The 14,147-nt window shown below is 71.9% G+C and carries 10 protein-coding genes, 1 tRNA gene and 1 pseudogene; 6 read left to right on the top strand and 6 right to left on the bottom strand.

Annotated features, from left to right (window positions below):
- Positions 1 to 204: 204 nt before the first annotated feature.
- Entirely contained in the window at positions 205 to 2,295 is a 2,091-nt protein-coding gene (locus tag OG422_RS10125; RefSeq protein WP_405742102.1) for a UvrD-helicase domain-containing protein, read from the top strand.
- Positions 2,296 to 2,470: 175 nt separating this feature from the next.
- Here OG422_RS10125 and OG422_RS10120 read toward each other — a convergent pair whose 3' ends face one another.
- From OG422_RS10120 to OG422_RS10110, 3 genes are all read right to left on the bottom strand, one after another.
- Positions 2,471 to 3,229, bottom strand: a complete 759-nt coding sequence (locus OG422_RS10120; protein ID WP_405742100.1) for a phosphatase PAP2 family protein — start codon at positions 3,227 to 3,229, stop codon at positions 2,471 to 2,473.
- Positions 3,230 to 3,308: 79 nt separating this feature from the next.
- Entirely contained in the window at positions 3,309 to 4,271 is a 963-nt protein-coding gene (locus OG422_RS10115) for a hypothetical protein (RefSeq protein ID WP_405742098.1), read from the bottom strand.
- Complete coding sequence (locus OG422_RS10110) at positions 4,268 to 4,588, bottom strand: PadR family transcriptional regulator (protein WP_405747718.1); 321 nt, start codon at positions 4,586 to 4,588, stop codon at positions 4,268 to 4,270. The genes OG422_RS10115 and OG422_RS10110 overlap by 4 nt, the downstream gene beginning before the upstream one ends.
- 181 nt (positions 4,589 to 4,769) lie before the next feature.
- On the opposite strand from OG422_RS10110, the gene OG422_RS10105 reads away from it, so the two are divergent.
- Positions 4,770 to 5,108: a hypothetical protein gene (locus OG422_RS10105; RefSeq protein WP_405742096.1), complete on the top strand. Its 339-nt coding sequence runs from the start codon at positions 4,770 to 4,772 to the stop codon at positions 5,106 to 5,108.
- A 577-nt stretch (positions 5,109 to 5,685) separates the two neighbouring features.
- Here the strand turns inward: OG422_RS10105 and OG422_RS10100 are convergent.
- Positions 5,686 to 7,200 (bottom strand): ice-binding family protein, encoded by a 1,515-nt coding sequence (locus OG422_RS10100; RefSeq protein ID WP_405742094.1) that lies wholly within the window; start codon positions 7,198 to 7,200, stop codon positions 5,686 to 5,688.
- A gap of 1,076 nt (positions 7,201 to 8,276) precedes the next feature.
- On the opposite strand from OG422_RS10100, the pseudogene OG422_RS10095 reads away from it, so the two are divergent.
- Together OG422_RS10095 and OG422_RS10090 are read left to right on the top strand one after the other, a co-directional pair.
- Positions 8,277 to 8,549, top strand: a pseudogene (locus OG422_RS10095) (arsenic resistance protein); the annotation flags it as partial.
- Positions 8,542 to 8,961 carry an arsenate reductase ArsC gene (locus OG422_RS10090; protein WP_405742092.1) on the top strand — a complete coding sequence of 140 codons (420 nt, stop codon included), beginning with the start codon at positions 8,542 to 8,544 and terminating at the stop codon, positions 8,959 to 8,961. The pseudogene OG422_RS10095 and the gene OG422_RS10090, both read left to right, overlap by 8 nt.
- A gap of 253 nt (positions 8,962 to 9,214) precedes the next feature.
- Here the strand turns inward: OG422_RS10090 and OG422_RS10085 are convergent, their stop codons facing one another.
- Positions 9,215 to 9,406, bottom strand: coding sequence for a hypothetical protein (locus OG422_RS10085; protein WP_405742090.1), 192 nt, complete (start codon positions 9,404 to 9,406; stop codon positions 9,215 to 9,217).
- 276 nt (positions 9,407 to 9,682) lie between these two features.
- A tRNA-Arg gene (locus tag OG422_RS10080) sits at positions 9,683 to 9,758 on the bottom strand.
- Positions 9,759 to 10,060: 302 nt separating this feature from the next.
- On the opposite strand from OG422_RS10080, the gene OG422_RS10075 reads away from it, so the two are divergent.
- Complete coding sequence (locus OG422_RS10075) at positions 10,061 to 11,821, top strand: dynamin family protein (RefSeq protein ID WP_405742088.1); 1,761 nt, start codon at positions 10,061 to 10,063, stop codon at positions 11,819 to 11,821.
- Positions 11,818 to 14,040, top strand: a complete 2,223-nt coding sequence (locus OG422_RS10070; RefSeq protein ID WP_405742086.1) for a GTPase — start codon at positions 11,818 to 11,820, stop codon at positions 14,038 to 14,040. Before OG422_RS10075 ends, OG422_RS10070 begins: the two co-directional genes overlap by 4 nt.
- The last annotated feature ends 107 nt before the right edge of the window (positions 14,041 to 14,147 follow it).

Here is a 14,147-nt window from a genome sequence, read left to right as displayed (position 1 = left end):
GGCGTCGCCGCCTCCTCCGGAGGGAGTTGGCGTCGGCCTCCACCCGCGGGCGTCCGCCCGGCCGCCGCCTGGGCGGCAGGAGCCCGTCCCGTGCGGGTGGCGGCTGAACTCCGGGCACCGGTGTCCCCCGGTTGTCGGACGATGTACCTGCCGCCCGGTCGCTGACCGTCCTATGATCGCCACCCGCGTAGGAGGAGGCTGGGTATGGGGGCAGGCGGGTCGGCGTCGCGGCGGGCGCAGGAGGCGCGGCGGCAGGAGCGGCTGTTGCGTGAGCAGTGGCAGGCGGCCCGTCGGCAGGCGCGTCAGTGGGAAGCGGCGAGTGAGGGCGAACGTCTCGTTGCCGCTCAGCTGTTGGTGCTCACGGAGCGCGGATGGCGGCTGCTCGTGGACCGGCGGTGGCCGGGGACGCGTACCGCCAACGTGGACATGCTGCTGGTGGGGCCCGGCGGTGTCTTCGTGCTCGACGTCAAGAACTGGCGGTCCGCTCCGGAGGTCTCGGGAGGCAGGCTCCACGCCGGTGGCGAGCCGCGCGATGAGCACGCGGCCAAGCTCCTGGCGGTGACGAAGGCCGCCGAGGGTGCGGTCGCGTCGCTCGGGCTGTCTCCGGTGGCGGTCCAGCCGCTCATGGTCTTCGCGGGCCGGCGGGTCGACGCCACGCTCGGCAGGATCCGGCTTCTGGGCGAGCATGAGGTCGGCCCGGCGCTCCTGTCCGAGCGCTGCAGGCTGCGGAGGGAATCCGTCCGCGCGATCGCCGACCATCTGGAGCGGGTCTTCCCCGATTACGAGGGATCGGCGGTCGGGCAGGCGTCGATACCTCCCACCGCACTCCCTCAACAGCCCGAAGCCGACGGGCTGTTCGACCTCAACGGTCTGCGGGACGCGGTGCTGGAGGAGGCGTTGCAGGCTCCGATCGAGCAGTGGATGACATTTCTCCACCCCGATCAGGTCGCTCTGGTACGCCGCAACTGGTCGGGCCCGGCACGTATCAGCGGTCCCGCGGGCACGGGCAAGACGGTCGTCGGCCTCCATCGCGCAGCCCACCTCGCCAGGCGCACCAGCGGCCGGATCCTCTACGTCACGTTCGCCAACAACCTGCCCCGGGTGCAGAGCACCTTCTTCCGGACCATGTCCCCGGCCGTCGCGGACCGGGTGGATTTCCGCAGCCTGCACTCGTGGGCGCAGGAGTTCCTGCAGCAGCGCGGGGTGCAGGTCCGGCTGCACGGGGAAAAGGCCGAGACCGCCTTCAGCCTCGCCTGGAAGCACGTCGGTCGCGACAGCAGACTGGCGGAGATCGATCCGGCGTCGCGCTACTGGCGCGAGGAGATCGACCACGTCATCAAGGGCCGGGGCCTCACCGACTTCGAGGAGTACGCGACCGTGCCCCGGCGCCGCCGCAGGACGATCCTGCGGCAACCGCACCGCCAGGCGGTATGGGCGCTGTACGAGGCGTACGAGTCCCTGCGCGTCGAGCGCGGCGTGCACGACTTCAACGACGTCCTCTCCCTCGCCCTGGCGGAGGCGACGCGGTGCACGGACGGGTCGCGCTACGCGGCCGTGATCGTCGATGAGGTCCAGGACCTCACCCTCGTCGGGGTGCGGCTGTTGCATGCCCTGGTCGGCGATGCCCCCAACGGGCTGCTCCTGGTCGGCGACGGCCAGCAATCCGTCTACCCGGGCGGGTTCCGGCTCTCCGACGCCGGTATCGACATCCGCGGCGATCGCGGACAGGTGCTGCGTACCAACTACCGCAACAGCAAACAGATCCTCGACGCGGCCCTCGCGGTCGTCGCCGACGACGCCTTCGACGACATCGACGGCCTGCGCACACCCGGCATCCGGGATGTGGACCTCACCTACCACGACGGTCAGGTGGTCCGAGTCGCGAAGCCGACCGTGACCGAACACGACCAGGCGCTCCTGGACGCCCTGCGCGCACTGCCCGACGGCGCGCGTGCCGACGCCGCCGTACTGTGCCCTTCCACGCGAGCCGTCGGCCACTACCAGCGGCTTCTCGCCCGTGCGGAGATCCCGGTATGCCCGCTGGAGCACTACGACGGCCATCCCGTTGACGCGGTCAAACTGGGCACCTATCTCAGGGCCAAAGGGCTCGAGTTCAAACGGGTATATCTGCCGCAGCACGATGCGGCCCTGCCGAACGGGTCACCGAGCGCCGACGCCGGCGTGACAGAGGTGACCGAATCGGCACGCGAACGGGAAGAGCTGCTGCGCAGTCAGCTGTTCGTGGCGATGACCCGGGCCCGTGACGTGCTGTGGCTGGGCAGCACGGCCCCGTAGGGGCAGCGATCCGTTCGCCGTGTCACCTCCGCACACCTGCCTGACCGGCTGGCTCCACGTCGGCGTTCCGGCAGACGCGAACCTGCGTCCGAGCGCTGAGAAGGCGCCTGGTGGGGGCGGGGCGATGAGGCTCTGACCTCCGTGCGGCCCCGGCCTCACCGCCCGCTTGGGCACGTCACCGCTGAAGGAGCGGTGCCGGCCCGGCGAGGCGTTTCGTGGCAGTGGACCAGATCAGCACCGCGCACAGGAACGCCACCGCGGCGAACACCAACGGGCGCGCGAGGGTGTAGCAGGCGCAGGCCAGCAGCGTCGCTCCGAGGGCGTCGCTGGGCCGGTGCCAGTAGAGGGCCTGGACGGCGGCGGCGGTGACCGCGAGCCACAGGGCCCCGGCGGCGGCGACATAGGGACGGGTACGTGGGGAGGCGACGAGAGTGGCGCCGAGGGCCAGCCCGGCGGCGATGGCGACGTGGCCGCTGGGGAAACTCACCTCGGTGAGATTGCTCGGCGCGTTCACCAGGTCGGGACGGGGGAGGACGAACGTGTTCAGCGCCTCCGCCCCCGCGATCGTGATCACCGCGACGGCGACCGCCGCGCAGCCCTCACGCCAGCAACAGCGCACCAGGGCGATCACGGCGATCCCCGCGATGACGGTCGCGTACTCGGCCGTCAGTGGGGGCGGGCCCACCGACTGGCTCCAGGAGAAGATGCGCGCCTGGTCGGCGTAGCCGACGACCAAGGCGTTCTCCGCCGATTGCCCGATCGGTGTCCACACGGCGAGCAGGTAGACCGCCGCGAACGCGACGAGAAACACCACGGCCGGTATCGGGCGCGTCAGAGAAGTGAGGAGCCTCGCCGCCCCGGAGGCGGTGGTCTTCTTCTCCCCGGCCCCGGTGTCCTCCCGGGAGCCACCTGCGGGAATGTTCTGTGGGCGCATGGTCTCGTTCCTGGACCGGTGAATTGGCCGCTCGCGCGGTATCCCGTTCGTCGCGGCGCCCGTGTGACGGCGGCCGCCGCTATCCGAGGCGGCTGTTGCTGCGCCTGTCCCGCGCGGTGAGCGCCAGTACCGGAGCCGCGGCGGTCAGGACGAGGACGATGCCCGCGCTCGAAAGGTGGTGGATGTCCAGCGGTATCGCCTCGCTCAGCACCGCGTGGGCGCGGACGAGTGTGAACGCGGCAACGGGGATCGTCCACCGGTAGTCGCCGGTGCTGCCCGTCGCCCACCACGCCGCCAGCAGCGCGGCGGCTTCCAGCGCGAACTGGCCCCGCTGGAACCATGGATCGGACGAGGTGAGGTGCAGGCCCCCGGCCAGGAACATGGCGCCCGTGATCGGGACGAGCCACCCGTAGGAGCGGCGGCGCAGCCGGCTGGGCCGACACGTCGCCAGCACCGCGCAGGCGACGCACAGCGCCGTTGACAGGACCAGGTCGCTGACCAGGATCGGGGCGGCCAGCCCGTAATAGCCCGTGCCCACCACGCCCTCGTCGCCGAAGAACGCCGAACTGCCCAGCGTGGCACCGCAGTAGACCATCGCCGCCGAGGCCGGGAGCGCGATCCACGGATTGCCCCGCAGCAACGCGACCACGCAGATCAGCGGGAGCAGTCCGTAGGGCAGCATGCGCGGCGCCGTGTTGGGCCCCTGCGCCCAGGGGTACCAGCCGACGTGGTGGAAGCTGATGGCACGGCCGCCGGGATCGATGTGCAGCGTCCAGTCCCCTATGTCCTGGAGGTAAGGCACCAGGGCCAGGGCGGCGAGGCAGAGGGCTGCCAGATGCATGCCGTCCAGCCACCACGGCCGAGCCGTGTCGTCAACGACGGCCCGGGCGTGCGCCTGCACCCCGCCGCGCAGCAGTGCGACGGCTTCGCGGGGCGGCGGCCAGGTGCGGTCGGGGTGTGCCTCGGCCAGGCAGGCCAGCAGCTCGCTTCCGTACCGGTCGCGGTAGGTCTTGGGGTACGCGGAGAGCAGCAGGCGGTTCACGGCTGGGCCGTCCCCAGGGCTCCCGGACGCCCGGTGACGACGGCCGCAGCCTGCTGCATCCGCAGCGCTTCTTGCTCCAGCACGCCGGTGCCGTCCTGGGTGAGGCGGTAGTACCGGCGCGGGCGCCCGTCCACGACCTCCTCGCGGTCGGCGACCAGCAGCCCTGACCGCTCCATCCGCTCCAGCGCCCCGTACAGGGTGCCGACGGCGAGCGTGAGCCGACCCTCGGTGGCGCGCTCGGTGGCCTTGATGATGCCGTACCCGTGCAACGGCCCGTCCAGAAGGGCGGCGAGGATGAAGTACTGCGGCTCGGTCAGGGTGGGTTGACGTTTCTTCACACGCGGGTCATATATCGACTCTCGAAGTATGCCGAGAGGAAGGTGGCTGCCCACCAGGCCAGGCCGACAGCGCGACGAGCGGCCCACACGCGGCCGTCGCCACACCCGTGACCGCGGCCGGACGGGCCTCTTGACCGAGCGCCCTGCGAGGAGTCGTATCGTGCCGGCAGGCATGCCGTTGGGCAGCTGGCAGGACGTCGTCGTCTTTGCCGGCTCGTTGGCCCTCCTCGCGGGCTCCCTGCTCGCCGTCGTCGCCTTCGCCGTCGGAACGCTGCCGGTCACCGGCCCGATGGCGCGCCGCACCACCATGGGAGGCGTCGCCTCGGTACGCAATGCCGGCCCGCCCTGCCCGCCCTGCCCGCCATCGGCCTCGCCTTCGCGTCGCCCAGGTGTGGACCGCAGACCGCCGGACCTGTCTCGCCGATGTGGACAAGGTCTTCGAGGAGGCGATCGTTGCCTGGCACAGGCCAGTGCGCTGAAGTGGACGATCGATGACTGAAGCAGTAGCAGTCGGGCACCGTCAGATCTGCAGATCAGCCGGCTATGGGGTGGTCGGAAAGATTCCGGCACCCCGGATGTGTGGCGACACCTGGGTGTCGCAACGACGCGGGGCGGGTCAGCTCCGGTATCGGGCGCGGCTGACAGCGGCGGGGGTGGTGCGGACCGTGCCGGCGTGCCGCTGCCGGGCCCAGGCGGGGAGGCGCCGGCCGTAGGCGCGCAGGGCGGCCAGGGGCGCTGCGGCGGTGGCCGAACGGGTAGGGCTGTGGTGCATGCGGCGAGCGGCGTCCGAGAGCCGTCGGGCTCCCTGCATGATGCGCGGCAAGGGAATGGGGGGAACAGAGCAGGTGCCGCTTCAGCGCCTGCTCTGTCATGCCGACGGGCGTGGTGCCGAATGGCTCACCGGTAAGTTTGAGTAGGGCTGTCCCCCGTCCTTCCACGACGGGGGACAGCCCTTGAGGGGCAGGCCGCTTACCGGAAGGCCCTCAGGTCAGGGGCGGCACTGCGCGGACCGGACCTGTGCGCGAGTACTGCCACAGGACCCGTCACGCCGCCCCGGTCGATCGGGCGCAGGCCGGTCACACCGGCGGGAAGCAGGGCCTCAGGGTGCCGGTGGCCTGGACCGGGATGTCGCCGACGGTGGCGGTCGCCGTGTAGCTGCTGGCGCTGATCTGGAGCAGGGACAGGCCGGCGTTGAGGGTGGCGATGCCGTTGGCGTTGGTCACCGCCGTGCCCACCGGCAGGCCCGAGACGAAGAAGGTGACCGTGACTCCCGCTTGCGCCGGCGTGACGGTGGCCGTCAACGTCGCCGCGAACAGGTTCGGAATCGGGATGGGCAGGTTGACGTGCCAGCAGGCGGGCGCCACGCTCAGCGGGCCCGTCGCCGGAGTGACGGGGATGGTGAGGGGCGCGGACGCGACGCCGGTGCACGCGCACCCGGTGCCGGCCGCGGTGACCGTGGCGGTGACCGTGGCGGTACCGGCCGTGTTGAAGGTCAGCGATCCGGTGGCGACACCGGCCGCGTTGGTGGTGACGGTCACCGGGACCGCACCACCGGTGAAGGTCACCGTCCCACCGACGACCGGCAGACCGTTACAGGTCACCACAGCCGACACAGGAGTCGGCTGGCCGACCACCACCGGCCCGACCACCGGCTGGATCACCACCAGGCAGGACGGCTGCGGAGTGACGGTGATGGGGAGGGGTGCGGAGACGACGCCGGTGCATGTACAGCCGGAGTCGGCCGCGGTGACCGTGGCAGTGATGGTGGCGGCCCCGGCCGTGTTGAAGGTCAGCGATCCGGTGGCGACGCCCGCCAGGTTGGTGGTGGCGGTCACCGGGACCGCACCACCGGTGAAGGTGACCGAGGCACCCGAGACCGGCAGACCGTTACAGGTCACCACAGCGGACACGGAGGTCGGCTGCCCGACGACCACCGGCCCGACCACCGGCTGGATCACTACCTGGCAGGTGGACAGGGCCGGCACGGTGATCGCGTTCGAGTCCAGCGTGACGGCGGCACCGAGAGCCAGCAGCCGGCCGTCCACGATGGCCCCGGTCGTGGCGGTGATCGAGGTGAAGGCGAGGATGCTGCCCCTGATGGTGGAGCCGGCGCCGAGTGTTGCGGAGCTGCCGACCTGCCAGAAGACGTTGGCGGACTGCGCCTGGTTGATGAGGTTGACGTTGCCGGTGGCTCCCGTGATGAGCGTGGTGTTCATCTTGAAGATGAAGACGGCGTTGGGGTTTCCCTGACCGTCCAGGGTCAGTGTCCCGTTGAGGCTGAACGTGCCGGAGGCGGAGTTGTACACGCCGGGGGTCAGGGTGGTCCCGCCGAGTTCCGTCGGGACAGTGTTCGTGACCGGTTGGAGAAGTGCGTTGGCGTACCCGGTCAGCAGGTCGGCCTGGGCCTGCGCCGCGGCAGCGTCGTTCACGTGGATGGTTCCGGTGACCGTTCCGGGAGGGAACCCGGTCACCGCACCGGCGGGGCTCACTCCGAGGTCGCCGGCGACCACGGTGGGGCCGGTGTTGGTGATCGCCGTGTTGGCGAGCACCCCGAAGGTGGCGGCGGTACCCAGAGGTACATTTGTTGCCATCGTGCGTTTCCTTTCCTAAGGCTTCCGGGGCAGCCCTGATGCCGCCCTGGGACTGTGGGAGATCGGCGGGCTTGCACCGCTTGCGACTGGTGCCTTGGGCACGGGTGAGCTGTGCCATGCGCTGCGCGCCGGAAGGAACATGAAGGCTTCGACCGGGTGTGGTGTGCGCACTCGCCACAGCTGCCGGAGCGCACTCAGCCGTCGGCGCTCGTGCCCCGTGCTCCTGGTGACGCCGCACCGGAGGTCGCCTGAAACAGCGGAGTTGTCGCCCGAGTCGGTCACTTGGGCGTGCTAGCGGCCGGTGGAGCCAGGTGGAGAGGGGATCCGCCAATTCCAGTACGGTCGTATTCAGCGGAGTCGGCAGTGTGAGTTGATGTCCACTCACCACGACTTACGGCAGTTGATGCCTTTCGGCTGAAAACCCTTGCCCATGTTGAGCCCTCGCGATCTAGGTCTGTATGGATCTAGTTCGGGGCTCCTCAAAAGACTGACCGGTAGTCAGCCAACAGCTGGGAGGGGCAACTGACCAGCCGTCCAAGGAGCGCCCATCAGGCAATGCCGCTGACCGCTACCGGCCAACCGGCAAAACATGAGTCTCCGAGAGGGATGGGCGACCTTCGGACTCACTCTTGCTATTTAAGGCGTCACCGGCGGGCCCCGGACAGGGGGATGACCCAGATGCCGCCCGAATGGCGCAACGCTTACTCGGGGCCGCTGCTGCCACGGACCGTGCGTGGACATCACGCCTTGACGCCGGAGCAAACTCACGGCCAGCACAAACAAGCGGCCTGGAACCGTTCGTGCGGACGCCCCCTGGGGGCGGCAGCGGCTTTCCGGTCACCGGGCCGTTGCTCCGGCCGTGAGGGATGAGCCTGAGATCTGTGATGATGCGTGGGTGGTGGTCGCGCCGTTCGGCTCCTGGAAGGCTGCACGGACGTGTTCGTCCGCTGGGCTGCCGCCTCCTGCTGAGCGTTCTGGCGCTGGTGGCGCCGGTGCATCGCCGCGCGGCGGTGAATGGCGGCGGATCAAGGGGAGTTGCGGTTCGGCCCGATTCATCGGGCCGAGCGTCGGAGATCATCCGCTGGGCCCCGTCACTTGGACGCTCCGTCGGCCTTGACTACTCGCGCGCGACGACCCTTGCGTTCACCGCCGCCGGCAACAACTTCGAGCTGGCCATCGCGGTAGCCGTGGCCACGTTCGGCGCCACCTCCGGACAGGCCCTCGCGGGCGTGGTCGGTCCGCTCATCGAGGTACCGGTGCTGATCGGCCTCGTCTACGTCGCGTTGTACGCCCGCCGCCTCTTCGCCACCCCTGCGCCGCTGACGGAGGAAGACCCTGCCCATGTCTGACACCGCCCTGCCTTCCGTGCCGTTCGTCTGCGTCCACAACGCCGGCCGCTCGCAGATGGCCGCCGCGTTCCTCGCGTACCTTGCGGGCGGCCGCGTACAGGTGCGGTCCGCCGGGTCCGCCCCCGCCGACTCCGTGAATCCGGCCGTCGTTGCGGCAATGGCCGAGGTGGGCATCGACGTCTCGGCCGAGGTGCCCAAGGTGCTCACCATCGAGGCCGTGCAGGCATCCGACGTCGTCATCACGATGGGCTGCGGCGACACCTGCCCCGTCTTCCCCGGAAAGCGTTACCTCGACTGGCAGTTGCCCGACCCCGCGGGGCAGGGTGTCGAGGCCGTACGGCCAATCCGCGATGACATCGAGCGGCGGATTCGCGGACTGGTCGACGAGATCGCCCCTGAGGGGCAGGCGTGAGCATGCTGCCTGGTCGTCGGCGCCGAGCCGCCAATGTGCCGGGAGCGCCTTGCCGGCTAGGCAGTAGGGGTTTAACAACCGAAGGGCCTTCGAACTCTCCAGCGACGGCATCCATGATGACTTCGTCGCACGTCTGCCCGAACCAGTACCCGGCTTCACGGAGGTTGCCGGCAGCGCGGAAGCCCGCCTTCTCGTAGGCACGGATGCCGGCCTTGTTCGGGGCGAGAACCTTGAGTCAGAGGGGTTCTGGTGCCTAACGGTCGTAGCCGACGAGGAGAGTGGGGTCCTGTTCCCGGCGCCAGTACGTCTCGACCAGGTCGGCTCGGTAGGGGCCGAGTGCGCAGGTGTCGGCGCCGGTCCACAGGATCGGGTCAGGGCTCGTGCGGGCCCAGGTCGCCGCCTGGGGGGCAACAGTGTTCCTGTCCTCCTGGCCGCTTACACACACTGCATCACCGGGCAGCTGACCGAACTCCAGGGGCGGATCGATGGGCCCCAGCGGCTGCCTGCCGTGCCCGCAGCCGTGAAGGACCCGTCGGAAAACTTCGGGAAGTTTTCGGGAAACCAGCCGCCGAGAGCCGTTCAAAACCGGCGTCGGCCGGACTGGCGCCCTCGCCGCCGGGAGTCGTTCCGGCCTGCCAAAGCCGTCACGCCGCGTCTGTTAAACCGCCTCTGACCTGCAAAAAAGCCCTCCACAAGGGAGGGCTGGGCGCAGTATGGGCGATGGCGCCCCCGGCAGGACTCGAACCTGCGGCCAAGTGCTTAGAAGGCACCTGCTCTATCCGCTGAGCTACGGGGGCCGGTGGTGGACGTGGATCACGGACCGCGGACAAGGATAGAGGTCCGGGTGCCTCGTCCCGGTTGCTTCACCTCCGTGGCACGTTGTGGAGATTCAGTGAAGCGGTCCCGATAATCGCAGGCGGGTACGAATCCTGCACCGGTTTTGGCCACTCCGGCGGCGGCTGTTGTGCAGTCGTTATGCCTGCGGGCCGCTCACCTCGATCGTCTCACGCGCCACTCATACCGTTCTGTGGCAGTTTTTACGGCGCGCACACAGGTGTATACGCTTCAAAAACCCAACCAAATTGGGCATTCTGCACATGTGGCGACCCTGGACGTACGACCCCGACTCATCGACGCCCTGTCCGTACTGCGCGACCGCGTCGACGCCGCACGCTTCCCGCTACCCCTGAGAGGCGCCGCCCGCGCCCGACGCAGCAGGGACGAGCTGCTCGCCCAGCTCGACGACTACGTCATGCCGCGGCTGCGCGCACCCCACGCCCCGCTCCTCACCGTCATCGGCGGCTCCACCGGCGCCGGAAAATCGACCCTCGTCAACTCCCTCGTGGGCCGACGCGTCTCCGAAGCCGGCGTCCTGCGCCCCACCACCCGCACCCCCGTCCTCGTCTGCCACCCCGACGACCTCCACTGGTTCGCCGGCCGCCGCGTCCTGCCCCACCTGGCCCGCCTCTGGGTCCCCGAACAGGACGGCCCCGGCCCCGCCACCCGCGAACCCCGCCGCAGCCCCGCCCGCACCACACCCCCGTACCCCACCTACGGGACAAGCGGAACGTACGGCACCGGCGGGCACCCCGAGAGCCACGGCGCCGCACACGACGCACCGCACCCCACCCGCGACGAACCGCCCGTCCCCACCCTCCGCATCGAAACCGACCCCGCCCTCCCCGCCGGACTCGCCCTCCTCGACGCCCCCGACATCGACTCCCTCGTCGCCCGCAACCGCGAACTCGCCGCCGAACTCATCTGCGCCGCCGACATCTGGGTCCTCGTCACCACCGCCGCTCGCTACGCCGACGCCGTCCCCTGGCACCTCCTCCGCACCGCCAAGGAGTACGACGTCACCCTCGTCACCGTCCTCGACCGAGTACCCCACCAGATCGCCGCGGACATCTCCGCCCGCTACGCCGCCCTCCTCCAGCGCGCCGGACTCGGCCACGTCCCCCGCTTCACCATCCCCGAGCTCCCCGAATCCGCGGGCGGCGGCACCGGACTCCTGCCCGCCACCGCCGTCGCCGCCCTCCGCGACTGGCTCGCCCGCCACGCCCAGGACCCGCCCGCCCGCACCGCCGCCGCGGACCGCACCACCGCCGGGGTCATCGCCTCCCTCCGCAGCCGCCTCCCCGCACTCGCCGGGGCCGCCGCCGCCCAGCACGCCGCCGCCCTCCGCCTCGCCGCCCGCGTCGAGGAGGCGTACGCGGAAGCCGCCACCCGCGTACGGCGCGAGATCACCGCAGGCGAGGTGCTGTCCGGCGACGCCCGCGCCCACTGGCGCGACCACGCCCTCGGTGGCCGCCCCGACGACCTCCTCGACGCCCTCACCCACGGCCTCACCGCCCTCCTCGCCTGCGCCGTCGAACGGGCCGACGAACGCACCGCCGACGCCTGGCGCCGCGACCCGGCCGCCGCCGACATCGCACCGACCGCCGCCGCCGCCGGTGCCACCGGCGCACCCGACCGCCTCGGCGTCGCCGTCCGCCGCTGGCGCCGCTGCCTGGAAGAACTCACCGAAGAGGAGATCCGCGAGGCCCGGGGCGGCCGGGCCGCCCGACGGCCCGGCTCCGTCACCCCCGATGAACCCACCACCCTGCTGGCCACCGCGCTCCTCGGCGGCGACCGCGCCCGCGCCGCCGCCGAACGCCTCGCCACCCTCCTCGGCGCCCAGAGCACCCTCCGCCTCCACGACCGGGGCACCCGCCTCCTGACCACCTACCTGGACCGCGCCCTCACCGCCGAACGCCAACGCCGTCTCGCCCCCCTCGAACGGCTCACCGTCCCCCCCGACCAGCAGGCCGAACTCATCGCCGCACTGTCCGTACTGCAGAGGGAGAAGGTGACCGGATGAACGGGGCGAGCGGACCCGACACCCCCGACGGCACCGATCCGCACCCGGCGCCCGCACCGCCCGACCCGTGCGGGGCATGCGGCCGCACCGGCATGTGCCGCGCCTGCCGGACCTGCGGCGAACGCGTCGACGCCACCCCGCCCCGGGGGCACACGCACGACGAGCCGGAACCGGAACCGGACGTGGCCGTGTCCCCGGGCGCGGACGTGGTGCCGCCCGCCCCCGGCCCCGCCCCTTCCGCGCGCGACGCCGACCGTCCGGAGGACCACCGGGCATGGGCGGCGGGCACCGTCGTCTGCACCGACGGCCGCCTCGTCACCCGCGCCGCCGCCTGGGACGACGGCCTCATCGCCCGCCGCGCCCCCGCCACACCACGCGACACCGCCCGTCGCCCCGACGGAACACCCCGCCGACGCCGACGACTGCCCACCCCCTGGATCACCAGAAACAGCCCCCGCACCCCGGAGGGCGAAGGCCGCCGCATCGGCCCGCAAGGGGACGGGGAGACCCTCGCCGCCGCACCCGCCGCACGGGGAATGGACGCGGCGGCACCGACCGGACCCGCACCCCGCGACGAGCCTGCCCCCGGGCACGTCCCCTACGGCTGGGCACTCCCCGGCGGCGGCTTCCCACGGATCCCCGACGCCGGACGCCACGACCTCGGCGACTCCCTACGGGCCCGCCTGGACGCCCTCCGCCAACTGATCGTGCTCTCCCGCACCCGCCTGGACGGCGCGACGCTCGACGACGCCGGACAGGTCCTCGACGCCGCCGACGAACGCCACCGGCTCTCCGACCGGCACACCGTCGTCGCCATCGCCGGCGCCACCGGAAGCGGCAAATCCTCCCTCTTCAACGCCCTGGCAGGCGCACCCCGCTCCCGGGCCGGCGCCCAACGGCCCACCACCGGCGAACCCGTCGCCTGCGTCTGGACCGGCGGCAGCCCCGGCGCCGACGGCCTCCTCCACCGGCTCGGCGTCCCCCCGCACCGCCGCCACACCCCCGCCCGCGACGCCACCGGGCTCGACGGACTCGTCCTCCTCGACCTGCCCGACCACGACTCCGCACAGACCGGCCACCGCGAACAGGTCGACCGGCTCCTCGGCCTCGTCGACGCCGTCATCTGGGTCGTCGACCCCGAGAAATACGCCGACGCGGTCCTGCACGAGCGCTATCTCCGCCCCCTCGCCGGATACGCCGAGGTCACCTTCGTCGTCCTCAACCAGATCGACCGACTGCCCGGCGACGCCGCCGACCAGGTCGTCGACGACCTGCGACGCCTCCTCGACGACGACGGGATGGCGCTCGGCGAACACGGCGAACCGGGCGCCACCGTCCTCGCCCTCTCCGCCGCCACCGGCACCGGCGTCGGCGAACTCCGCGACGCCCTCGCCCGGTTCGTCGCCGACCACGACGCCGCCGACCGCCGCCTCGCCGCCGACGTCGACGCCGCCGCCGCCCGCCTCCGCCCCGTCTACACCGCACAGGGCCGCGTGACGCTCACCGCACAGGCCCGCCGCACCTTCGACGAACGGCTCGCCGAAGCCGTCGGCGCCGCGGCGACCGGCCGCACCGCCGAACACGACTGGCTCCGCCACGCCGACCGCGCCTGCGCCACCCCCTGGACCCGCCTCCACCACCGGCGCACCCGCCCCACCGGCGACGCCCCCCGCACCACCGACGACCGCGCCGCGGCCCGCCCCGTCATCGAACAGGCGGTACGGAACCTGGTCGGAGAGGCGTCCCGCGGACTGCCCGCGCCGTGGGCCCACGCCGTACGTGACGCCGCCGGGCGGGGCGCCGAAGGGCTGCCCGCGGCGCTGGACACGGTCGCCGCCGAAGCCGAGGAGGCACTGCGGCCCGGCCCCGACCGGCCGAGGTGGTGGACGGTGACCGCCACGCTCCAGGGGCTCATGTGCATCCTGCAGATCATCGGCACGGTGTGGCTGCTGGGGACGCTCACGGGGCCCGCGGACGTGACGGGGTGGCCGGGGGCGCTGGCCGTGACGGCCCTCGGCGTGCTGGGCGCACCCACGCTGACCTGGGCCTGCGCGGCTGCGGCCCGCGCCCCGGCACGCCGCCACGGTCAGGAGACGGAACGCCGCCTGCGCGACACGGCGGCCCATTACGGCAGGGCCCACGTCCTCGAACCGGTCGCGGCGGAACTGCTGCGGTACCAGGAGGTCCGGGAGCAGTTTGCGGTGGCTTCGGGGGGCTGAGGCGGGGCCGAGGGCCGGGGGCGTTCGCTCCGTCGGGGTGGATGTGTGAATTCCCCCTTCGGGTGGCCGAGTTGTGCACAGGACGATTCGTCGTCCACAGGCACAAG

The organism is Streptomyces sp. NBC_01525, from assembly GCF_045040405.1.
Taxonomy (GTDB): Bacteria; Actinomycetota; Actinomycetes; order Streptomycetales; family Streptomycetaceae; genus Streptomyces; species Streptomyces benahoarensis.
The sequence above is the reverse complement of the archived record's forward strand: the minus strand, read 5'-3'. Positions and strand labels throughout refer to the sequence as shown.

What these genes read in the sequence shown, in the direction of transcription:
- OG422_RS10100 (WP_405742094.1), bottom strand. Translation starts at nt 7,200, where the DNA reads ATGGCAACAAATGTACCTCTGGGTACCGCCGCCACCTTCGGGGTGCTC.
- OG422_RS10070 (WP_405742086.1), top strand. Translation starts at nt 11,818, where the DNA reads ATGAACGGGGCGAGCGGACCCGACACCCCCGACGGCACCGATCCGCAC.
- OG422_RS10090 (WP_405742092.1), top strand. Translation starts at nt 8,542, where the DNA reads ATGTCTGACACCGCCCTGCCTTCCGTGCCGTTCGTCTGCGTCCACAAC.
- OG422_RS10125 (WP_405742102.1), top strand. Translation starts at nt 205, where the DNA reads ATGGGGGCAGGCGGGTCGGCGTCGCGGCGGGCGCAGGAGGCGCGGCGG.
- OG422_RS10120 (WP_405742100.1), bottom strand. Translation starts at nt 3,229, where the DNA reads ATGCGCCCACAGAACATTCCCGCAGGTGGCTCCCGGGAGGACACCGGG.